The sequence below is a fragment of the Aquabacterium lacunae genome, assembly GCF_004310865.1.
Lineage (GTDB): Bacteria > Pseudomonadota > Gammaproteobacteria > Burkholderiales > Burkholderiaceae_C > Aquabacterium > Aquabacterium lacunae.
This window is the reverse complement of sequence record NZ_SIXI01000004.1, coordinates 461,148-482,622: the sequence shown is the minus strand read 5'-3', so window position 1 is coordinate 482,622 and position 21,475 is coordinate 461,148. Positions and strand designations below refer to the sequence as shown.

General features: G+C 68.0%; 14 protein-coding genes and 1 tRNA gene. 7 read left to right on the top strand and 8 right to left on the bottom strand.

The window, feature by feature from the left end; all coding sequences use genetic code 11:
* Window positions 1–43: 43 nt before the first annotated feature.
* A complete protein-coding gene (locus EYS42_RS12015) occupies window positions 44–574 on the bottom strand; it encodes a c-type cytochrome (protein WP_130968398.1) in 531 nt (176 codons plus the stop codon).
* Between the two features lie 184 nt (window positions 575–758).
* On the opposite strand from EYS42_RS12015, the gene EYS42_RS12010 reads away from it, so the two are divergent.
* Window positions 759–834 (top strand) — tRNA-Arg (locus EYS42_RS12010).
* A 119-nt stretch (window positions 835–953) separates the two neighbouring features.
* Here the strand turns inward: EYS42_RS12010 and EYS42_RS12005 are convergent.
* The 3 genes from EYS42_RS12005 to EYS42_RS11995 all read right to left on the bottom strand — a co-directional run bounded on the left by EYS42_RS12005 (window position 954) and on the right by EYS42_RS11995 (window position 3,347).
* Window positions 954–2,297 carry a type II toxin-antitoxin system HipA family toxin gene (locus EYS42_RS12005; RefSeq protein ID WP_130968397.1) on the bottom strand — a complete coding sequence of 448 codons (1,344 nt, stop codon included), beginning with the start codon at window positions 2,295–2,297 and terminating at the stop codon, window positions 954–956.
* A gap of 9 nt (window positions 2,298–2,306) precedes the next feature.
* On the bottom strand, window positions 2,307–2,603 hold the full coding sequence (locus tag EYS42_RS12000; RefSeq protein ID WP_130968396.1) for a helix-turn-helix domain-containing protein: 297 nt from the start codon (window positions 2,601–2,603) through the stop codon (window positions 2,307–2,309).
* Between the two features lie 138 nt (window positions 2,604–2,741).
* The gene (locus EYS42_RS11995; protein ID WP_165456756.1) at window positions 2,742–3,347 is read right to left on the bottom strand and encodes a TetR/AcrR family transcriptional regulator; all 606 of its coding nucleotides are present in this window, start codon (window positions 3,345–3,347) and stop codon (window positions 2,742–2,744) included.
* 104 nt (window positions 3,348–3,451) lie between these two features.
* Between EYS42_RS11995 and EYS42_RS11990 the strand changes: the two genes are divergently transcribed.
* From EYS42_RS11990 to xdp1, 6 genes are all read left to right on the top strand, one after another.
* Window positions 3,452–4,750 carry an alpha/beta hydrolase family protein gene (locus EYS42_RS11990; protein ID WP_165456755.1) on the top strand — a complete coding sequence of 433 codons (1,299 nt, stop codon included), beginning with the start codon at window positions 3,452–3,454 and terminating at the stop codon, window positions 4,748–4,750.
* 60 nt (window positions 4,751–4,810) lie between these two features.
* The gene (locus tag EYS42_RS11985) at window positions 4,811–5,938 is read left to right on the top strand and encodes a metallophosphoesterase family protein (RefSeq protein ID WP_130968393.1); all 1,128 of its coding nucleotides are present in this window, start codon (window positions 4,811–4,813) and stop codon (window positions 5,936–5,938) included.
* Window positions 5,935–8,682 carry an AAA family ATPase gene (locus EYS42_RS11980; RefSeq protein WP_130968392.1) on the top strand — a complete coding sequence of 916 codons (2,748 nt, stop codon included), beginning with the start codon at window positions 5,935–5,937 and terminating at the stop codon, window positions 8,680–8,682. The genes EYS42_RS11985 and EYS42_RS11980 overlap by 4 nt, the downstream gene beginning before the upstream one ends.
* 141 nt (window positions 8,683–8,823) lie before the next feature.
* Complete coding sequence (locus EYS42_RS11975) at window positions 8,824–10,203, top strand: NAD(P)/FAD-dependent oxidoreductase (RefSeq protein ID WP_130968391.1); 1,380 nt, start codon at window positions 8,824–8,826, stop codon at window positions 10,201–10,203.
* A gap of 118 nt (window positions 10,204–10,321) precedes the next feature.
* Complete coding sequence (gene prsT / locus EYS42_RS11970) at window positions 10,322–13,135, top strand: XrtA/PEP-CTERM system TPR-repeat protein PrsT (protein ID WP_130968390.1); 2,814 nt, start codon at window positions 10,322–10,324, stop codon at window positions 13,133–13,135.
* 135 nt (window positions 13,136–13,270) lie between these two features.
* Window positions 13,271–14,053 (top strand): exosortase-dependent surface protein XDP1, encoded by a 783-nt coding sequence (xdp1, locus tag EYS42_RS11965; RefSeq protein ID WP_165456754.1) that lies wholly within the window; start codon window positions 13,271–13,273, stop codon window positions 14,051–14,053.
* Window positions 14,054–14,127: 74 nt separating this feature from the next.
* Here the strand turns inward: xdp1 and ppc are convergent, their stop codons facing one another.
* From ppc to edd, 4 genes are all read right to left on the bottom strand, one after another.
* Window positions 14,128–17,058 carry a phosphoenolpyruvate carboxylase gene (gene ppc, locus EYS42_RS11960; RefSeq protein ID WP_425358902.1) on the bottom strand — a complete coding sequence of 977 codons (2,931 nt, stop codon included), beginning with the start codon at window positions 17,056–17,058 and terminating at the stop codon, window positions 14,128–14,130.
* A 28-nt stretch (window positions 17,059–17,086) separates the two neighbouring features.
* Complete coding sequence (gene pgi / locus EYS42_RS11955; protein WP_130968387.1) at window positions 17,087–18,850, bottom strand: glucose-6-phosphate isomerase; 1,764 nt, start codon at window positions 18,848–18,850, stop codon at window positions 17,087–17,089.
* A 103-nt stretch (window positions 18,851–18,953) separates the two neighbouring features.
* Window positions 18,954–19,601: a bifunctional 4-hydroxy-2-oxoglutarate aldolase/2-dehydro-3-deoxy-phosphogluconate aldolase gene (locus EYS42_RS11950; protein ID WP_130968386.1), complete on the bottom strand. Its 648-nt coding sequence runs from the start codon at window positions 19,599–19,601 to the stop codon at window positions 18,954–18,956.
* A gap of 11 nt (window positions 19,602–19,612) precedes the next feature.
* Complete coding sequence (edd, locus tag EYS42_RS11945) at window positions 19,613–21,475, bottom strand: phosphogluconate dehydratase (RefSeq protein ID WP_130968385.1); 1,863 nt, start codon at window positions 21,473–21,475, stop codon at window positions 19,613–19,615.

Here is a 21,475-nt window from a genome sequence, read left to right as displayed (position 1 = left end):
TTTGTGCCTGCGGGGCAGCGGGGCGATCAGGCCCCGCGCGGCGTCACTTGGCTTCGCTGGCGCCTTCGGCTGCAGCCACCGGCGGTTCTTCGAACTTGGCGCCACCGGCGTTGGCCATGTAGGCCACGGCGCGCTTGATCTCGACTTCGACGAAATCACCACCGCCTTGCGCGGGCATGGCGTTGAAACCCTTGACGGCGTGGTCGGTCAGGGTGTCCAGGCCCTTGCCGATGCGGGCGGCCCAGGCGCCACCGTCACCGTACTTGGGTGCGCCCAGGGCGCCGGCGCCGTGGCACGAAGCACACTGGGCCTTGTACACGTCTTCACCGCCACGCGAACCGGGCGCTGCCGTGACGGCCTGCACCTTCACTGCGGCCACCGGCATGATGCGCTGGGCCACGGCTTCAGGCGCCAGGGCGCTGGAGCCCGCGCCACCCTTGGCAGCCGAGTTCACGTAGTTGACCAGCAGGGCGATGATGGTGACGGGCACCACGAAAGCCAGCACGATGGCCAGCATCAGCTGCTGGGGCGTCTGGATGGGGCCTTCGTCGTGGGATTGGGGCGCTTGGCTCATGTGAGTCCTCGGTGGGGCGGTGACGTAAACAATCGCAAGATTATAAAACCCGCGTCAAGCAGGGATGAAGCCAGTTGAACGGTGATCGGCGCCCAGTCACCACAACAAGTGGCGCACGCACGCCCAAATGCTGCGTTTTGCGTGACGGGCTTGACAAGTGCGCCTGCTAGAATGCGGTTGCGCTGCGCCCGTAGCTCAATGGATAGAGTACTGCCCTCCGAAGGCAGGGGTTGCTGGTTCGATCCCAGCCGGGCGCGCCACTTGAGTGACCTGGGGCAAACAGCCCCACCTCAGCCCCCTCAAGGAAGGCTCTGCAATTCATGCGCAGGCCTCGTTCCGACAATTCCTCGCCGCTGGGCTCCGTGTGCCCTGCTTGTGGTCATGCCAAAAGTTTCAGTGAGGCTTGCTCCACCCCCTGCAGGATGCAGTGGGCCAATGGCATCGGAAACCCCTCAGGCAGCTTGTGCCTGATTTGACGGATGACCTCAGGTGTGCGTGCCACCAGATCGTCCAGCAGCTTGTCGACGGGTTGGCCATGCTCGGTGACCACACCGTGCCGAGCTCCCACCGCCACCCAATGTTGCCGCTGGATGTCGTTCATCTTCCAGTGCGTGTTTTTGCCACGCACAGCCATGGCCAGTTTGACCTTGAACGGTGAGATCTGGTTGGGCCCATCGCCGAGGATGGGGTAGGCCGAGATCACGTCGTACAGCGGCGTGAGTTGAAAGCGCCCTCCCGGCCGGATGAACAGGCTGAAGTTCTTGGCGTGGCCGTCGGGCGCGCACAGCATCCAGAACAGCACCTGCGCCAGGAAGAAGGTGCGCTTGTCTTGCTCAGGTGTGATCGAGCCGGACAGCACCGACATGATGCGGTCGATGCCGGGGCCGCCTTGGGATTCGTACTTCAGATCAGGGGCGGTCGCGGTGGCCTGGCACAGGTCTTCTTGTGGCAGGCGGATGAGGTGCTGCTGCCCGTCGGGCGCTGCCCACCACATGCGGTCAAAGCGCTCGACCGCCAACGCTTTGACATCTTCGAATTGAACAGGCTCGCAACGGGCCACAGGCAGGCCATAGGCCGCCAGGATCTGCGCGCACAACCACTCGTTCTCAACCGATTCGCGCAGGTCCAGGCCCATGCCACCCACCAGGCCCAATGGCAGCTTGAGGATGTGGGTGGTGGGGGTGGCACCTTGCGGCACGCACCATTGACCATCCAGCCTGAGCAGCGCGGTCTTTTCTTGCGCGCCTGCAATCGAGATGCGGAAGTCGTCGTCTTCCATGAATCCCGGGGCCGTGGCGGCGGTGGCGTGTCGCAATACGGCGGCCACTTCGCTGTGATTCAGCGGGCGCGCTTGCACTGAGGCCACGGCTGGACTGGCATCTCCCTCCAGGATCTGGAGCGCACCCACGCAGTCCTGGCCGGCCTGTGCCAGCACATCAAAGGCCTCGGTGGACGTGGCCCGGTAACGGCGAGCCAGGCGCGCCCGGATGTCTGGGCTGTCGGGCAGCAGGTTGTCGAAATGGTGGCGCACACGCTCGCCCCGATGCGGGGCGTTGCCCGGCGTGAAGGGCAGCGACAAGGACAGGGGCCGGCCTTCGCGGCTTTGCACCCAGTGGGGGTCGTATTGCAGTGTGTCCGGGCTGCGCGGTGCCGTGAGCCAGGTGCCCACTCGGACACCGTTCATCCACAGGCTCAGGGCGCGGGTGTGAGAGCGTCTTCCCATGGCGTGGGCTCACCATGCTGGGCCGTGGTGGTCTGCGGGATCTGCGGGTGGCTCTGCTGCCCGGACGCCGGTGCCGGTGTTGGAGGTGGGCTTGGCGTGCAGCACCACCTCGACACCGAGCAGGTTGAGGAGCAGGAGCAGGCGCTCGGCGCTGACCTTGCTGGCATGGCGTTCCAGCGCAGAGTAGGTTTGCTGCGTGACGCCCAGGCGCAGCGCGGTTTCGGCTTGCGTCAAACCAGCGGCCTTGCGAAACGATTGCAGCAAGGCTGGCAACTGGTCTGGATTGCGAACTGGGAATTCATGCATACAGGCCAATGCTTGTATTCAGGATTCACGTATTATGAATTGTAAATCAAGGGTACGCAACCAAAGCTGTATCTTCGGCTTACAGCTTGTGATCTGTTTCCATGCGAGCTGTCGATCCATGCGCTGCGGTCAAACATCTCAGGTGCCGGGGGGCACACCCCCCACCCCCCCCACCGCACCCACCAAAGCCGCCGTGCAGGCACGGATCACGGCCTGACGGTCGAGTGGCGGCTGGCTGTCCAGCCAGTCCAGCGCGGCGTGCACCAGGAAGGCCAGCCAGGCACGCACAGACAGTGTCAGCAAAGGGCTGGGCGGCGACATGGGGGCCAAGGCAACCATGATGCGCTGGGCCTGGGTGTCCAGGTTGCGCTGCACCACGGCTTGCACGCCCTGGTGGGCGCTGGCCGCGCTGCGAAACAGCGCCCGGTAGGTGTGTGGGTGCTCGGCGACGTGGTCGAAGTAGGCCTCCAGCGAGGCCTGGAGTTGGGCCAGCGGCGGCAAGGCCGGGTCCGGCAGGGTCACCCTCAGGATGTCGTCGTACCCGTCTTCGACGATGGCCGCGAAGAACTCCTGCTTGCCTGGGAAGTAGTGGTAGAGCAGCCCCCGCGAGACCCCCGCCTGCTGCGCGATCTGGTCGATCTGCACGTCGTCGTAAGCATGCGCGCCAAACGCCGCTGCGCCCACCGACAAGAGGTGGGCCCGGCGCGCGTCGGGGGCGAGGCGCGCGCCTGTCGCTTGGCGCACCGGGCGCTTCGTGGGAGAGGGTGTTTTGTTTGACATGGGTTCAACAGTCTACGCATAATCATTTATTGAACATGAGTTCAATAAACGCCCGCCAGAGAGCCCGCATGCCCAAGCCCTTCCGCGACGCGCTGCGTCGCCTGTTCATCACGACCTGCCTGCTGACCCGCACCACCGAGCACGCCGCCCGGCGCCTGGGGGCTGGCTACTTCCTGCCGGCCTTGTTCGTGCAGCGTTATGCCGCCATGGGCGGGCTGGACGCCGCGCAGTTCCGTGATCAGATGAACGGTGTTCGCTCGTTCACCGACGAGGCCTGGTGCGGTCACTGGAACGCGCTGGCCGAGGCCCAGTTGCAGGCGGCCGAGGCGTGTGTGCCCGGTTTCGCCTCGAACCCTGCCTGCACGCAGGCCCGTGCGGCCCTGGCCCCTTGGGGGGCGCAGGTGGCCACCTTGATGTCGGAGCGTAGCGCCCCCTTGGGGGTCGCCGGCGACGAGGGGTCGTCGGCCCAGCAGGCGCTGGAAGCCTTGCGCTGCACGGTCAAGGCCATCACTTACTACCAGGTCAGCGCCTTCCCGGGGCACACAGCCGGCAGGCTGCAGGCGTATCACCGGTCGGCGCAGTTGTTCGATGGCCTCACCCAGGTGGTCGCGCCCTTGCTGGGCATGGTCATCGAGCGCGTGGCCATCGAGGTGAACGGCGAGACCGTCAAGGGCTACCTGGCCACGCCCGCAGGCTCGCAACGATGCCCGCTGGTGGTGGTGACCAATGGCCTGGAAGGCACGGTGCAGGAGCTGGCCATCCCGCTGCTGCGTTACCACGACAGCGGCCTGGCGGTGTTTTTCATGGAGATGCCCGGCACCTACGCGCACCGCCAGCGCATGTCGGTGGACTCGGAAAGCATCTACCACGGGGTGATTGAACACCTGGCCCGCCACCCGCGTGTGGACCCTGGCCGCATCGGCCTGGTGGGCGTGAGTTTCGGGGCCTACTGGGCCGCACGCCTGGCCGCCACCAGCCGCCGCTTGCAATGCGCGGTGGCGTGCGGCGCGCCCACCCACCGCACCTTCCAGGTCGGCAACACCATCGGCATCCCCGACATCATCGTCAAAGCCTTGCAGCACACCACGGGGGCGACCAGCCTTCATGGGCTGATGCGGGCCTTGAGGGCCTTGTCGTTGCGCCCGCTGTATGCGCAGATCCAGATCCCGCTGCTGGTGATCAACGGGGACCACGACACCCTGCTGAGCACGCAGGACTCGCGTGACCTGGCCGCCCAGGCACCCCGTGCGACACTCAAGCTCTACCCGAATGACGACCACTGCGCCATGGGCCACTACCGCGAGTGGCTGGACCTGTCGCAAACCTGGGTGCGCGACCAGCTGATGCGTGTGCCCGGCGCGGCCTGAGCCGCATGGGGTTGTACAGTGCCGGGGCACGCTTGCGTGTGCGCCCTGAACACGCCCCCCATGCCCCGCATCCTCCACACCGCCGACTGGCAGATCGGTCGCCAGTACACCACCTTCCCGGAAGAAGACGCCGTGCCCCTGGCCGAGGCGCGCGTGGCCGCGGTGGAGCGGCTGGCGGCCCTGGCGGTGCAGCATGCGGCCGATGCCGTGCTGGTGGCGGGCGATGTGTTCGACCTGCAGACGGTGTCCGAGCGCACGGTGCGCCAGCTGTTCAATGCCCTGAAAGGCTTTGATGGCCCTTGGGTGTTGATGCCCGGCAACCACGACGCGGCCCTGGCCGAAAGCGTGTGGACCCGCGCGCAGCGCCTGGGCGTGGTGCCCGCCCATGTGCACCTGGCCCTGCGCCCCGAGCCTGTGCTGCTGCCGCAGGCCGGGCTGGCCGTGCTGCCGGCCCCTTTGACGCAACGCCACACCTTCGACGATGCCACCGCGTGGTTCGACCTGGCCGACACGCCTGCGGGCCTGGTGCGCGTGGGCCTGGCCCATGGCAGCGTGCAGGGCCTGTTGGCCGAGCACATCGATTCGCCCAACCCGATCGCGCCTGACCGCGCCGAGCGCGCGCGGCTGGATTACCTGGCTTTGGGAGACTGGCATGGCTGCCGCGAGGTCAATGCCCGTACCTGGTACAGCGGCACGCCCGAGCCGGATCGTTTCCGCGACAACGATGCGGGTCACGCCTTGCTGGTGGATGTGCCCGAGCCGGGGCAGGCCCCCACCGTGACACGCCTGCCCACGGCGCGGCACCGCTGGTTCAGCCTGGAGGCCGCGCTGCATGTGGCCTCTGACGTGCAAGCCCTGGTGCACAGCCTGCAGCAGTTGCCTGACGGTGCCGTGGTGCAGCTGGCCCTGAGCGGCGCCCTCGACCTGCCAGGCCACCAGACCCTGCGCGAAGCGCTGGCACAGGCGAGCGCGCGCTTGCGCCATCTGGATGCCCCCTTGGGTGCCGTGCGCCTGCAGCCTTCCGACGAGGACCTGGCGCGCCTGAAGGCCGATGGTTACCTGGCCCCGGTCATCGATGACCTGCGACACGGTCAGGCCCACGGCACGCCCGAGCAGCAGGCCGTGCACCGCGAAGCCCTGGCCATCCTGGCGGGTGTGCTGGCCGAGCGCCAGGGGGGCACGGCATGAGCTTTCACCTGACGCGCCTGAAGGTCGAGCAGCTGCGGCGCTTTCGCCAGCCTTTCGAGCTGCGTGACCTGCAGCCCGGGCTGAACCTGATCTGTGGCCCCAACGAAGCGGGCAAGAGCACCCTGGTGCGGGCGATTCGGGCGGCTTTCTTCGAGCGCTACCGCTCCACGGCGGTGGATGATCTGCGGCCTTGGGGCGACAGTGGCGCCACGCCGCAGGTGGTGCTCGGCTTCGAGCACGATGGCGTGGCCGGTGAGTTGAGCAAATCGTTCCTGGGCAGCAAGCGCCGCTGTGACCTGCGCATCGGGGCGCAGAGCTGGCAAGGCGCCGAGGCCGAAGACCACCTGGCCCAATGGCTGGGTTTTGGCTTCGCGGCCAAGGGGGCCAGCAAGGCCGAGCACTGGGGCATCCCGGGCCTGTTGTGGGTGAGCCAGGGCACCGGGCAGGACTTGCAGGCGGCGGCCGACCATGCCCATGCCCATTTGCACCAGGCCTTGGCCCGACATGGCCAAGGCGGTGCCGATGCACCGGGCCTGACCGGGCTGGCCGCCACCGAGGGCGATGCGGTGCTGGCCCAGGTGGACGCCTTGCGTGAGGTGCTGCTGACCGCCACCGGGCGGCCCAAAGGCGCCCTGGCCGAGGCCCTGGCGCAGCTGGACGCCACGAAGGCCCGTGTGCAGGACCTGCAGGCCCAGGTGAGCCAGTACCAGCAGGAGGTCGATGCTCTGAGTCAGTTGCGCGCCGAGCACCAGCGCGACGAAGCCGAGCGACCCTGGGAGGCCCTGGAGCAGCAATTGACCCAGGCCCGTGAAGCCTTGAACCTGGCCGAACAAGCGCGGCAGCAGCTGGATGAGGCTCAGGCCCGGGAAGCCGAACTGCAACGCCAGCAGCAGTGGGCCCAGCAGGTGCTGAGCCACAGCGCCCGCCAGGCCCAGGGACTGGTTCAGCGTGCCGAGCAGGCCCGCCTGGCGGCCGAGCGTGCCCAGCGTGCCGAGCAGGCCCTGCTTCAGGCGCAGACCCAGCGCGACCTGGCCGAAGCAGCCTGGCTGAAAGCACAGGCTGTGTTGCAGCGCGCGCAGCAGGCAGAGCAATGCCGCCAGTGGCAACGTGACCTGCAGGCCCTGCGGCGCGACCAGGCCCAAGCCGCGCAATCGGTGCAGCAGGCCGAGGCGGCCGAGCGTGCGCTCCTGGCTGTCGCTCAGCCCCAAGGCACCACCGCGTTGTCGTTGAAAGAGTCAGACATCCGGCGCCTGCGCACCCTGCAGGCCGATGTGGCGCAGGCGCGTCTGAGGCTGGAGGGCCTGGCCACACGCTTGCGTTTTGACCTGTTGCCCGGGCAGCATTTGCAAGCACAAGGCCTGACAGATGCTGAAACCCTGAGCTTGCAAGGCCAGGGCGAGCAGCTGTTGCTGGGCGCCACCCGCCTGACCCTGCCTGGCCTGGGTGCCTTGCAGATCGAACCGGGTGGCGCCGACCCTCAGGCCTTGACCCGGCAGCACCACACGGCCCAGGCGGCGGAGGCAGCCTGGCTGGCGGCCTTGAACGAGCTGGGGGTGCCTGACCTGGAAAGTGCGGAGGCCCGTCTGGCCGAGCAGGTACGACGTCAGCAGCAACAGGCCCTGGCCGAGCAGGCCTTGCAACTGGTCGCACCTCATGGCCTGCCCGCCCTGCGCGCGCACGCCGCACGCCTGGCACAGGACGTGGACACCTTGCAGCAGGCCTTGGCGCGCGCCGGAGACACCGCGGCATCAGACCCCGCGGCAGACTCGGCATTGGCCGAACCCGGCGCAGGTTTAGCGGCCACCGTGGCGGAAGCCGAGGCCGCCTGCAAGCTGGCCGAGCAGGCCCTGCAGCGCGCCACCGCGGCGCACGCTCAGGCCCAGAGCGAACAAGCCGCGGCCCGTGCACTGGCCGATTCCACCCAGCGCGAGTGGGCCCTGGCCGAACAGCAGGCGCAGCAGCCCGACCAGCTGCGGGAACAGGCCGAGGCCCAGGCCCGACTGACCGAGCTGCACACCTTGCTGCAGACCCAGCAGGCCCGCGTGCAGCAGTGTCAGCAGCAGATCAGCCAGGCGCGCCCGGACATTCTGGCGCAGGACGTGAGCCGCCTGGGGCGCAGCCTGGCCCAGGTTCGGCAGACCCACCAGCAGCGCAGCACGCAGCTGGCCCTGAGCGAGCAGGCGCTGGCCCAGCAAGGCGCGCAGGGGCTGGAAGAGCGGCTCGCCCTGGCTCAGGCCGAGGCCGCCCGCGCTGCACGCCGCCTGGCCGAGCTGCAACAACGCGCCGAAGCGCTGACCTTGCTGCGCGATCGCCTGCAGGTCCACCGGCAGGCTGCCCTGACGCGCCTGCAGGCGCCTTTGCAACATCACCTCCAGCGCTACCTGGGCCTGCTGTTCCCCGGGGCTGAACTCACGCTCAGTCCCACGCTGGTGCCCACGGTGCTGCAGCGGCCACAGGCTGGCGGGCTGGCTGAACGGGGCGTCCTCGACGAATTGAGCTTCGGCGCACGCGAGCAACTGGGCCTGATCAGCCGACTGGCCTATGCCGACCTGCTGCGCGAGGCGGGGCGGCCCACGCTGATCATGCTGGACGATGCCCTGGTGCACACCGATGCCCAGCGCCTGACCCAGATGAAGCGCGTGCTGTTCGACGCCGCCACACGCCACCAGGTGCTGCTGTTCAGCTGCCACCCCGAGTGGTGGCGTGACCTGGGCATGGCGCCCCGTGTGTTGCCCGCGGGCTGATGGCGCGGCTCTGCAGCCATCAGGGGGAATACCCCGTCTTTCGGACACCAAGGCTTCGTGCTGCAATGGGGCATCCCGCATCGCGGGACGGGCTGCACGGTGCAGTGGCGTCGGCCTGTCGCACTCATTTCAGGAGCGACCATGCCGCAAGCCGATTTCGATGTCGTGGTGGTCGGTGCCAGCCTGGCCGGCTGCGCCACAGCCATCCTGCTGGCCCGAGGCGGGGCCCGTGTGGCCCTGATCGAGCGCCATGCGCGGCACGACACCCACAAGCAGTTGTGCACCCATTACATCCAGGCCTCGGCTTGGCCGGTGCTGGAGCGGCTGGGCCTGGTGCCATTGATCGAGACGGCGGGTGGGGTGCCCAACATCATGGAGCTGCACACTCCGCACGGCTGGATCGCGGACCACCCTGAACATCACCCACCAGGCCAGCCGCTGCATGGCTACAACATCCGCCGTGCTCGCCTCGACCCCATGGTGCGACAGCTCGCCTCGGACACACGCGGAGTGACCCTGCTCACGGGGGTGTCAGCTCGCGGGCTGATTGACCATCAAGGCCGAATCGCAGGCGTGCGTGTGCAGGGCGCCATCGGCGAGCGCAGCCTTCGCACCCCGCTGGTGGTGGCCGCCGACGGCCGGCACAGCGAGATGGCCCGTCTGGCGGGCGTGGTGCCGCGGCAGTCGCAGAACCGGCGCCATGGTGTGATGTTGGCCATGCGTGGTGTCGACCTGCAGCGCGGGCAGCGTTCGCAGATGTGGCTCACGGGCCCCGAGGTGGCCTATGTGTTCCCCAACGACGACAGTGTGACCCTGCTGGCCTGGTGTGCGCCGCCGGATCGGTTCGACGGGCTGGAACGGCCTGAGGTGCATGACGCCTTGCTGGCGCGCATCCGCAGTCTCCCCGATGCCCCGCAGCTGCACGAGGCCGACGTGGCAGGCGACCTGATGGTCGTGCGTGACCACCCCAATCTGTACCGTCCACCGGTGGTGCGAGGCATGGCCCTGGTGGGGGACGCTCTTCAGAGCGTGGACTACGTCCACGGCGTGGGCTGCGGCTGGGCTCTGCAGGGCGCTGAGTGGCTGGCCGAGGCCCTGTCCGGTCGGCTGAAAGACGAGCGCTGGCGGCGCGAGGGCCTGAAGGCCTACGCCCGTCAGGTGCGCCAGCACTTCGGACCCCACCGCTTCTTCATCGACGACTTCGCGCGGCGTCTGCAGCTCAATGCGGCTGAACACCTGTTCTGTGCGGCCGCCGTGCGAGATCCCCGGTGGGCCGCGCGCATGATGGCTGTGGGCGCACGCCACGTATCGCCGTGGTCCTTGATGCGTCCGGGCTCATTGGCGTCGGCCCTGTGGCTGTGCGCCACCCGCCAGCCGTTGCCCGAAGGCACCCGACAGCCCCTCTCGGCCCATGAGTTGGCGCAAGTGGCCGCGCGGTCCACGCCTGGCCGCAGCCCCGAGGCTTCGACCATGCGCCTGCATGGCGTCGTCGACGATCCCTCCCGGACCATGGCTGCCTGAGGCAGGGTGATGTGGGGCACATCTACCGCATGGTGGTGCACGGGGGCTTGAACTGGGTGGTCGGGGGGCCCGCATCAAGGGGGCTTGGCGCGTGGCCATTGACGTCACAATCGGCAGCATGATGCCCCTGAACTCCGTTTTTCGCGCTCACCACACACTGCAATGGCGGCTGGCGTGGCTGCTGAGCCTGGCTTTGGCGGCGCCTTCGGCCTGGTCAATTGATTACCATGAAGACGCTTTGCGTCGCATGGATGCCAAAGACTTCGCTGGCGCCATCATTCAGCTCAAAAACGCCATCAAGAAGGAGCCGGGCAAGCTCGCGCTTCAGTATCAGCTGGGACGAGCCCTTCACCAAAATGGCGATGTCATCGGTGCAGAAGTGGCGTACACAGAAGCCCTCAAGCTCGGCATCAGTCGCTCCGAGGTGGTGGTCCATCTGGCGCAGGCCCTGAATTCGCAGGGCCGTCAGACCGACATGCTGGTGCACCCGCAGTTGCAGCCGTCCGGACTGCCCCCTGAGGTGATGGCTTCCTTGCTGCTTCAAAGGGCTGCCGCGCAGTCGGACCTGGGAGACTTCCGATCCAGCCTGGACACGATCGCCCAGGCCCGAGCGCTCAATGACCGTCGCGCCGATGTGTGGTTGGCCGAGGTGCCGGTGCGTGTCAGGCAGCGGCAGTTCGATGCTGCACTCAAGGCCGCCGAGCAGGCCTTGGTGATCAATCCGCAGGACCCCGAAGCCTACAACGCGCGGGCCACGGTCAGGCATGTGCAGGGGCAACTCGATCAAGCTCTGGCCGATCACGTCAAGGCCCTTTCGATTGCGCCCGATCATGTTGAATCGCTGGTGGCCGCGGCCGGTATTCTGGTCGACCGCAACCAAGGTGAAGCGGCTGCTCGGCGACTTGAGCAGATCGCCAAAGTGGCACCGCGAGAGCCGCGTGCGGCCTACCTTCGGGCTGTGCTGGCCGAGCGAGACGGACGTGCCGACGTGGCGCGGGCCGCGTTCCAGGAGGTCACCCGCTTGCTGGATCCGGTGCCGATGCCTTTTGTTCGCCACCGGCCACACCTGCTGATGCTCAACGGCCTGTCGCATTACGGACTGGGTAGCCATGCCAAGGCACGCCAGTACCTGGAAGCCTATAACCGTGCTCAGCCAGACACCCCGGTGGTGCGCCTGATTGCTCGGCTGCATCTTCTGGAGGGGCACCCGAAGTCCGCCATCCCCCTGTTGGAGTCGCATCTCCGCCGTCAACCCAACGATGCCATGGCCTTGACCTTGCTCGGGTCTGCCCACATGGCGCAAGGCAATGCCGCGCGCGCCACCCGCTTGTTTCAGGAGGCCCTGGCTCAGCAGGACCAGCCCGAGTCCCGGGTGGCCCTGGGCATGAGCCTGATGCGCAACGGCCGCGCTGACGATGCCATCAAGGAATTCGAGCTGGCCTGGAAAAAAGACAACCGGCAAGTGGGGGCTGGTGTGACGCTGGCCCAGCTGTACAGTCAGCAAGGACGACATGAGCAGGCCCTGAAGGTGATCCGCGACCTGGTGAGTCGCCAGCCTTCTCAGGCGGGCATGCACAACTTGCTGGGTGACATCCTGATGCGCGCACGCAAGCCCGCCGATGCCCGTCTGGCGTATGAAAAGGCACTCAGCCTGTCTCCACAGCTGGTTTCGGCCAGGTTGCAACTGGCGCGCATGGACATCTCGGCCGGCGCCCTGGATGCCGCCGAAGCCCGGCTGAAGACCGTGATGCGCGATGCGCCCAAATCCAGCGACGCACTGGCGGAAATGGGGCGCATTCTGGAGCGTCGCGGTCGCGCCGACGATGCCATCCGCTGGTTGATCCGCGCGCGCGAGGTCAGTGAACGCAACGACCTGCGCTGGAACATGGCCCTGATCCAGTGGTACCAACAGCGCACGCAATGGAAAGAGGCGCTGGAAGAAGGCAAATTGGCCCTGGATAAACAGCCGGACAACCTGAACGTCTTGCTGATGCATGCCCGCACCCAGATTGCGATGCAGGACACCACCCAGGCCAGGGCCACACTGTCCACTGCCACCCGAGTGGCCGAGTACAACCCAGACCTCCAGGTCGAGGTGGCCAAGGCGCAGCTCGCAGCGTCACACCTCCAGGGTGCGGCCTACAGCCTGGACAAGGCCTTGAACGCAGACCCCGCCCATGTGCAGGCGCGCGGGCTGATGGTGCAAGTCGAATTGCGGCAAGGGCAGCCCGAGAAAGCTGGGCAACGCGCACAGGCTTTGGCCCGGGACCTGCCTGCCAGGGCGGTGGGGCATAGCCTTGTTGGGCAGGTGGCCCTGTCGCGTGGACAGGTTCCTGCGGCGGTGGCGGCCTTCCGGCAGGCGCACAAGGTGGAGCCCAGCGCCTTGACCGCGCGGCAGCTCATGTCGGCGCTCGAGTCTGCGGGGCAGCAGGCGGAGGCTCTGTCGGTGGGGCAACTGCAGCTGCGCAAAACGCCGCGTGATGACACGTTGTCTCTGGCCGTGGGGCGTGCGCTGGTGCAGTTGGGGCGCTGGCAAGAGGCGGAATCGGTCTACCGTTCTGTGGTGACGCAGAACCCCCGGCAGGTCGATGCGCTCAACAGCCTGGCCAATGTGCAACTGAGGCTCAATGCGCCTCAGGCCCTTGAAACGGCCGAACGTGCCCACAAGCTGGCCCCCACCCATCCGCTGGTGGTCGATACCCTCGGTTGGGTGCTGTTCAAACGAGGCCGAGTGGAGCAAGCTCTGGGCTTGTTACGAGATGCTCGTTTGCGTGCACCCTCGCATCCGGAAATCCGCTACCACCTCGGCGCGGTGCTGGCCGCCACAGGCCGCGCTGCCGAGGCACGACAAGAACTTCAGGAGGCTTTGCGCACGGCGAGTTCTTTTGACGGTGCGGAAGATGCCAGGGCGCTGCTCAAGACGCTCAAGTGACTGTCGGGATTTTTGACAGACTCCGTGTTGCGCGATCATGCTGAAAACGCAACACATTGTTTCTGAAAGACTTTTTGAATGCGGCCTGCATCTTGCTTGGTTGTTACAAAACAAGACAGGTCGGGAAGCCACAACATGACCCATTTGATACAACACATTGCCCGCCGCGCTGTCATCGCTTCTGCGATGGCTGTGGGTCTGTGCGCGCAGGCGTTGGCTGCAACCAACTGGTCCAGTTCGTTCAGCACCTGTGGCGATGGCACGGTGGCTGCGGCGGGCTCCTGGGGTGCCATCAACTGCGCCACCAACTCCGGCGGCGTGGATGTTGACGTGGCCGGTTTGACCTGGAGTTCGACCACCAGCGCTGCCAACGCGGCCGTGGTGTCGTTCCAGGGCAACGGCCTGGGGATCATGGCCAACGGTGACACCAACACGTCGGGTCCGCATGCGATCGACAATGGCGGCACTTACGATTCCTTGGTGATGCGATTCACCCAGTCGGTGTCGCTGAACGCGTTGTCGATTGGTTGGAACGCCACTGACAACCCGGTCAATGGTTTCAACGATTCCGACATCACCGTGTACGCGTGGATGGGCGGTACGCCGACAGGCCCCTCCAGCATGACACCCATCGGCTCGACCGGATGGGTGCAGGTTCAGCACAAGCCCGATGTGGGTGCCTCCAACGGCACATCGTTTGGTGGATCAGCTTCATGGACCACCAACGTGTTTTCCAGCTACTGGATGGTCATCGCACTGGGCAACGACAGCAACTGCGATTCGTTCAAGCTGATGTCGGTGGCTGGCACGGTGAACGAGACGCCACCGCCGCCCACCGGCGTCCCTGAGCCTGGCTCGCTGGCGCTGATGGCGCTGTGTGGCGCAGGGCTGGTCTGGAGCCGTCGCCGCAAGGTTTGAAGCGGCTCGGTCTGGCACATCAAAACGGCTCCTTCGGGAGCCGTTTGTGTTTTCTGGCCCGGGGGCAGAGGGCCTCAGCCCGTGTTGCGCAGCGCCGAAGCCACCCCGTTGATCGACAGGTGAATGCCCCGGCGCAGGCGTTGCGTGGGTGACTCCACCGCGCCCACGGGTGGCGGTGTGTCGTGCGAGGTGCCCGGTGGCAAGGCCGGGGCCTTGCGGTGGCGGCGCATCAGCTCGACCTGCAGGTGGTTCAGCGGGTCCACATAAGGGAATCGGAAAGCCAGCGTGGCGGCCAGTTCCGGCTGGGTGGACAGCCGGCTCTTGCTGCCGGTCAACAGGCTCAGGGCCTCGTTGGTGCGCTGCCATTCGGCCACGATGGCCGCGAAGATCTTCTTGCCCAGGCGCTTGTCTTCGATCAGGCTGACATAACGCTCGGCAATGGCCAGGTCGCTCTTGGCCAGCACCATGTCCATGTTCGACAGCAGCGTGCGCAGGAAGGGCCAGGTCTTGGCCATTTTCTGCAGGCGCTTGAGCTGGGCCTCACGTTTCGTGCCCGGGCGTGACAGGTAGGCCTCGATGGCCGAACCCAGCCCGAACCAGCCCGGCAGGGCCACGCGGCACTGGCCCCACGAGAAGCCCCAAGGAATGGCGCGCAGGTCTTCGATGCGGCGGGTGGACTTGCGCGAGGCCGGGCGCGAGCCGATGTTCAGCTCGGCGATCTCGCGGATGGGCGTGGTGGCAAAGAAGTAATCGGCAAAGCCAGGGGTGTCGTACACCAGGGCGCGGTAGGTCGCCATGTTGGCATTCGACAGGAAGTCGGCCGCCTCCAGGAACTCTTCCGGCACGGGCTGTTCGGGCTGCAGCAGGCTGGCTTCCAGCGTGGCCGCCACCAGGGTTTCCAGGTGTCGGCGGCCCACTTCGGGGTTGGCGTATTTCGAGCCGATCACCTCGCCCTGTTCGGTCAGGCGGATCTGGCCGTTCACGGTGCCCGGCGGTTGCGCCAGGATGGCCTGGTACGAAGGGCCACCGCCCCGGCCCACGGTGCCGCCGCGGCCATGGAACAGGCGCAGGCGGATGCCGTGCGAGGCCTGCAGCTGCTGGAAGTGCGCCACCAGGGCCACCTCGGCGCGGTAGAGCTCCCAGTTGCTGGTGAAGAAGCCGCCATCTTTGTTGCTGTCGCTGTAGCCCAGCATGATGTCCTGCTCGCCACCCGAGCGCTGCACCAGCTCGGCCACACCGGGCAGTTCCAGGTAGCCGCCGATGATGGCGGTGGCGCTGCGCAGGTCGGCAATGGTCTCGAACAGGGGCGAGACGATGAGTTCGGCTCGGGCTTGCGGGTGGCCCAGGGTGCCGTGCATCAGGCCGCATTCCTTTTGCAGCAGCAGCACCTCCAGCAGGTCCGACACGGTTTCGGTGTGGCTGATGATGTAGTGCTTCAGGGCCTCGGGGCCGTATTGCTTGCGGGCCACGGCCGCCGCTTCAAAGATGGCGAGTTCCTTGCGGGCCAGATCGCTGTACTCGGCGCCAGGCACACGCAGGGGGCGCGGTTCGCGCAACAGGCGCAGCAGCACGGCCTGGCGCTGGGCTTCGTCGAGCGTGGCGTAGTCTTCCAGGCCCGCGTGCTGCAGCAGCTCGGCCACCACCAGCTCATGCTGGTCGGAGCTCTGGCGCAGGTCCAGCGTGGCCAGGTGGAAGCCGAACACCTGCACGGCCCGCATCAGCGGCCGCACGTTCAGGTCGGCCAGGGCCGCGGCATGGTGGGCGCGCAGCGAGGCATCGACCGTGTGCAGGTCGGCCAGGAAGGCCTGGGCATCGGGGTAGGGGGTCGAGGGTGCCACCGCATGGCGCAGGGCCTCGCCACCGGTCAGTGCGTGCAGCGTGGCGGCCAGGCGGGCGTACACACCGGTCAGGGCGCGGCGGTAGGGCTCGTCCTCGCGGTGGGGGTTGTGGTCGGGCGAGCGGTCGGCCAGGGCCTGCATGTCGGGCGACACGCCCACCAGCCGGCCCGACATCGACAGCTCGGCGCCCAGCTCGTGCACCTGGCGCAGGTAGTGGCGCAGGGCCACTTCGGCCTGGCGCGACAGGGCCAGCTTCAGCGTGTCGGCCGTGACATTGGGGTTGCCGTCGCGGTCTCCCCCGATCCAGTGGCCCATGCGCAAAAAGGGCGCCACCTCCAGACCGGGCAGTGCGGCTTCGAGCTGCCCGTACAGGCGCGGGATCTCGGTGAGGAAGGTGCCGGGGTAATAGCTCAGCACGTTTTCGATCTCGTCGGCCACCGTGAGCTTGGTGTAACGCAGCATGCGCGTCTGCCACAGCTGCGTGATGCGGGCGCGCAGGGCCAGGTCGGTGTCGTGCAGCGCGGTGGCATCGCCTGCGGCCACCAGCAGGTGACGCTGGGCCAGCAGCTGCCCGATGTGGCGTTCGGTGTCGAGGATGGACTTGCGCTGCACTTCGGTGGGGTGGGCCGTGAGCACGGGCGAGAGGTAGGCGCGTGCGAGCAGCTCGGCCACGTCTTCGCTGCTGTGGCCGGCGTCGAGCAGGCGGCTCAGGCTGTGGGCCAGCGTGCCGGGGCTGGCCTGCGCCGCGCCTTGTGCGGCCTGCAGGCGTGATTGCCGCACCTGGTGCTGGTCTTCGGCGATGTTGGCCAGGTGCGAGAAGTAGCTGAAGGCCCGGATGACCGACACGGCGCGGTCTGCCGACAGGCCCTTGAGCAGCTTGTCGAGGTGCTTGCCCGCGTCGGCGTCGCGCTTGCTGCGGTAGGCCACGGCCAGCTGGCGGATGCGTTCGATGAGCTCGAACACCTCGCGGCCCTCCTGTTCGCGGATCACATCACCCAGGATGCGGCCCAGCACGCGGATGTCGTCAATCAGCGAGGGGGCGCTGGCGGCGGCGCGAGGGGCCGAGGCGCGAGCGGTGCGTTTTGCCGAAGGGGTCGGGGCTTTTTTCGCAGTGGCCATGGTGTGCGAAGGAGGGTGAGTGTTGGGTCGGGTGGGTGAGGGGCGCATGAAGAGGGTGCGCACCACCCCGTTTGTTTCATGCCGATGGGGCTTGTGCAAGATCCATGCGCGGCGTTGGCGCCACAGTGGGTGTCGCCAGGGGTGTCACTGCGGATGCGGCGGTGGGCAGGGCGGCAGGCGTCAGGGGTGGCACCTCGCGCAAGAACCGCAGCGACGCGGCCGTGGCGCTGTCCACGCCCGCGGGCAGCTCGCCGGTGTGCAGGCTGTGCTGCAGGCCCTGTGCCACGACCTTGCCGAGCTCCACGCCCCACTGGTCAAAGGCATGCACTTGCCACAGCGCGGCCTGACAGAACACCTTGTGCTCGTACAGGGCCACCAGGGCACCCAGGGTGAAGGGCGTGAGCGCATCCAGCCACAGGACATTGCTCGACACATTGCCGTCGAAGCTGCGGTGCGGGGTCAGGCGCTGCACCTCGGCTTCGCTCAGGCCTGCGGCGCGCAGGCTGGCGGCGGTGGCCTGGGCATCGCGCCCCAGGGCCAGGGCCTGGGCCTGGGCCAGCAGGTTGGCCTGGTTGAAGCGCAGGTGCGCTGCATGGGCGGGCGGTGCATCCGGCAGGCTGGCCTGCTGGCGCACCCCGATGAAATCGATGGCCACGCGGTGGGTGCCCTGGTGCAGCAGCTGGTAGTAGGCATGCTGGCCGTCGATGCCCAGGCCACCCCACACGATGGGGCCGGTGGCCACGCGCACGGGCTGGCCGTCTGGGTGCACGCGCTTGCCGTTCGATTCCATGTCCATCTGCTGCAGGTAGGCCGGCAGCAGGCCCAGGCGCGCGCTGTAGCTGGTGACCAGCTGCGTGGGCGCGTTCAGGAAGTTGCGCTGCCACAGGCCCAGCAGGGCCATCAGCACCGGCAGGTTCTGCGCCAGCGGTGCGGTGCGGAAGTGGGTGTCCAGCGCATGGGCGCCGGCCAGGAAAGCCTCGAATTGTTCGCGGCCCACAGCCACCGCCAGCGGCAGGCCGATGCTCGACCACAGCGAGTAACGTCCGCCCACCCAGTCCCAGAAGCGCAGGGTGTGCTCGGGCGCAAAGCCGAGTGCCGTGGCCTTGTCGGGGGCGGTGGTGATGGCGATGAACTGCCGCGCCCAGTCGGACACCCCTGCAGCCTGCAGCCAGTGCCGCGCGCTCTCGGCGTTCAGCAGGGTTTCCTGCGTGGTGAAGGTTTTGGAGGCCACCACGAAGCCAGTGCGCAGCGGGTCGAGCGTGGCCAGCACATCGTGCAGCGCGGTGGCGTCTGGGTTGGACACGAAGTGCACGCGCACGGCCGGGGCCGTGTCTTGCTGCAGGGCGTGCACGGCCATGCGGGGCCCCAGGTCGGAGCCGCCAATGCCGATGGCCACCAGGTCGGTGATGGGCTGGCGGCGCGGGCCCAGCCAGTGGCCCTGGCGGATGCGCTCGGCCAGGGCCAGCATGCGCTCGCGCTCGGCCAGCACCTGCTCGGTGATGTCGGCGGGCCAGGGGTGGGTGTGGCAGCCTGCGGGGGCGCGCAGCGCCATGTGCAGCACGGCGCGGTCTTCGGTGCGGTTGATGCGCTCGCCGGCAAACAGTGCGTCACGCTGGTCGGCCAGGCCTTGCTGGCGGGCCAGGTCGAGCAGTTGCTGCAGCACCAGCGGGGTCAGGCGCTGTCGGCTGAAATCCAGGGTCAGGCCGCAGGCCTGAGCGCGCAGGGCCAGGGTGCGGGCGCTGTCTTGCAGCAGCTCACGCAGCGGGGGCAGGGGCTGGGCGGCGCTCAGGGCGAGGCCTTGCCAGGCCGGTGTGGCTTGGGGTTGGGAAGCGTGTGGCACGGTGGGTGTCCTTGGGCAGGGGCCACCTTGTGGGCGGCCCCCAGGAAGGGCCCGGGCCCGGGTGGGGCCAGGGGTTGAAACGGTGTGCTAGGGCGAGGGGCGCTCAGCGCGCCAGGCCGGCGGCGGCGACCTTGTCGGTGGCGCGCTGGGCCAGGGTGGTGATGTGGTTCCATCGGCCGGCCTCGATGTCGGCCAGTGGACAGAGCCAGGAGCCGCCCACCACGGCCACATTGCGTTCGGCCAGCAGGGTGGTGAAGTTGTCTTCGGTCACGCCGCCGGTGGGGCAAAAACGCACGTCGGGAATGGGCCCGGCAATCGCCTTGAGCATGGCCTGGCCACCGGCCTGCGCGGCCGGGAACAGCTTCATGAAATCGAAACCGCGGTCGCGGCAATGCATCACTTCGGCCGGCGTCATCACGCCGGGCACGAAGGGCAGGCCCGCGGCCAGCACGGCGTCGAGCAGGGCGTCGGTGTGGCCGGGCGACAGGGCGAAGCGTGCGCCTGCGCGCAGCACCTTGTCCACATCGGCCGGTTGCAGCAGCGTGCCGGCGCCCAGGGCCATCTCGGGCACCTCGGCGGCCACACGGGCGATGGCGTCGAGCGCACAAGGGTGGCGCAGGGTGATCTCGATCACGTCGACACCACCGGCCAGCAGGGCGCGGGCCAGGGGCACGGCCTGGTCGGCATGGCTCAGGGCCACCACGGGCACCACACGGGACTTGAAAGCAGGCAGGGTTGCAGGGGTGTGCATGGTCATGGGCTTCACAGGTGGAGGGCGTGACCGAACAGCGGGCTGCCGCCCGATTCGGCGCTGCCGGCGTTCTGGCGGAACAGGCCGAACAGCTCGCGGCCCACACCGGCTTCGTTGCCCGACAGGTCGGGGGCTTCGGTGCTGCGCGCCGCCCAGGTGGCGGCATCGACCTCGGCGCGCAGTTCGCCGGTGGTGCCATCGAGCACGATGACATCGCCGGTGCGCACGCGGGCGATGGGGCCGTTGTCCACAGCCTCTGGGCTCACGTGGATGGCCGCGGGCACCTTGCCCGAGGCGCCCGACATGCGGCCGTCGGTGACCAGGGCCACCTTGAAGCCCTTGTCCTGCAGCACGCCCAGGGCAGGCGTGAGCTTGTGCAGCTCGGGCATGCCGTTGGCGCGCGGGCCCTGGTAGGTCAGCACGGCCACGAAGTCGCGCTCCAGCTCACCCTTCTGGAAGGCCTCTAGCATGTCCTGCTGGTCATGGAAGACGATGGCCGGGGCGCGCACCACGCGGTGCTCGGGCTTGACGGCCGAGGTCTTGATCACGGCGCGGCCCAGGTTGCCCTGCATCAGCTTGAGGCCACCGTCGGCGCTGAAGGGCTCGGCCACCGGGCGCAGCACGCCCAGGTCGCCACTGGTGGCGGGCACGTCGCGCCAGGCCAGCTGGCCGTCGTTCAGCCAGGGCTCTTGCGTGTAGCGGTGCAGGCCACGGCCCACCACGGTGTTCACGTCGTCGTGCAGCAGGCCTGCGGCCAGCAGTTCGCGGATCAGAAAGCCCATGCCACCGGCGGCTTGGAAGTGGTTCACGTCGGCCGAGCCGTTGGGGTAGATGCGCGCCAGCAGTGGCACCACGGCCGACAGCTCGGAGAAGTCGTCCCAGTCGATCAGCACGCCGGCCGAGCGCGCCATGGCGATCAGGTGGATGGTGTGGTTGGTCGAGCCGCCCGTGGCCAGCAGGCCCACGATGGTGTTGACGATGGCCTTTTCATCGACGATGTCGGCCAGGGACATGGGGGCCTGGCCACCGGCTTCGGCGGGCACCTGGGCCAGGGCGCGGCGCACGGCTTCGGCCGTCAGGGCCTCGCGCAGCGTGGTGCCCGGGTTGATGAAGGACGAGCCCGGCAGATGCAGGCCCATGATCTCCATCATCATCTGGTTGGAGTTGGCCGTGCCGTAGAAGGTGCAGGTGCCCGCGCTGTGGTACGAGGCCGATTCGGCTTCCAGCAGGGCATCGCGCGTGACCTGGCCTTGTGCGTACTGCTGGCGCACCTTGGCCTTCTGGTCATTGGGCAGGCCCGAGGTCATGGGGCCGGCAGGCACGAACACGGTGGCCAGGTGGCCAAAGCGCAGGGCCCCGATCAGCAGGCCGGGCACGATCTTGTCGCACACGCCCAGGTACAGGGCGGCATCAAAGGTTTTGTGGGACAGGGCCACGGCCGCGGCCATGGCGATCACGTCACGCGAGAACAGCGACAGCTCCATGCCCTCGGCGCCCTGGGTGATGCCGTCGCACATGGCGGGCACGCCACCGGCCACCTGGGCGGTGCCGCCGTGGGCACGGGCCACCTGCTTGATGAACTCGGGGTAGGTGGCATAGGGCTGGTGGGCCGACAGCATGTCGTTGTAGGCCGTGACGATGCCGATGTTGGGGGCCTTCTGCTCCTTGATGGCCAGCTTGTCGTGGGCCGGGCTGGCGGCAAAGGCATGGGCCAGGTTGGCGCAGCCCATGCCCTTGCGCTGGGTGCCGGCCTTGCGGGCACGGGCCATCAGGGCCAGGTAGTCGGCGCGGGCGGCGGCGCTTCGGCGCGTGATGCGCTCGGTCACGGCGGCCAGCACCGGGTGCAGGCCAGGGTTCAGCGGGCTTGTCGTCAT

Bases quoted from the DNA above. Each gene is read 5' to 3' on its own strand.
- EYS42_RS11975 (WP_130968391.1), top strand. From the start codon at position 8,824: ATGCCGCAAGCCGATTTCGATGTCGTGGTGGTCGGTGCCAGCCTGGCC.
- EYS42_RS11990 (WP_165456755.1), top strand. From the start codon at position 3,452: ATGCCCAAGCCCTTCCGCGACGCGCTGCGTCGCCTGTTCATCACGACC.
- EYS42_RS12000 (WP_130968396.1), bottom strand. From the start codon at position 2,603: ATGCATGAATTCCCAGTTCGCAATCCAGACCAGTTGCCAGCCTTGCTG.
- EYS42_RS11980 (WP_130968392.1), top strand. From the start codon at position 5,935: ATGAGCTTTCACCTGACGCGCCTGAAGGTCGAGCAGCTGCGGCGCTTT.
- EYS42_RS12015 (WP_130968398.1), bottom strand. From the start codon at position 574: ATGAGCCAAGCGCCCCAATCCCACGACGAAGGCCCCATCCAGACGCCC.
- xdp1 (WP_165456754.1), top strand. From the start codon at position 13,271: ATGACCCATTTGATACAACACATTGCCCGCCGCGCTGTCATCGCTTCT.
- edd (WP_130968385.1), bottom strand. From the start codon at position 21,475: ATGACGACAAGCCCGCTGAACCCTGGCCTGCACCCGGTGCTGGCCGCC.
- ppc (WP_425358902.1), bottom strand. From the start codon at position 17,058: ATGCGCCCCTCACCCACCCGACCCAACACTCACCCTCCTTCGCACACC.
- EYS42_RS12005 (WP_130968397.1), bottom strand. From the start codon at position 2,297: ATGGGAAGACGCTCTCACACCCGCGCCCTGAGCCTGTGGATGAACGGT.
- prsT (WP_130968390.1), top strand. From the start codon at position 10,322: ATGATGCCCCTGAACTCCGTTTTTCGCGCTCACCACACACTGCAATGG.
- EYS42_RS11950 (WP_130968386.1), bottom strand. From the start codon at position 19,601: ATGCACACCCCTGCAACCCTGCCTGCTTTCAAGTCCCGTGTGGTGCCC.
- EYS42_RS11985 (WP_130968393.1), top strand. From the start codon at position 4,811: ATGCCCCGCATCCTCCACACCGCCGACTGGCAGATCGGTCGCCAGTAC.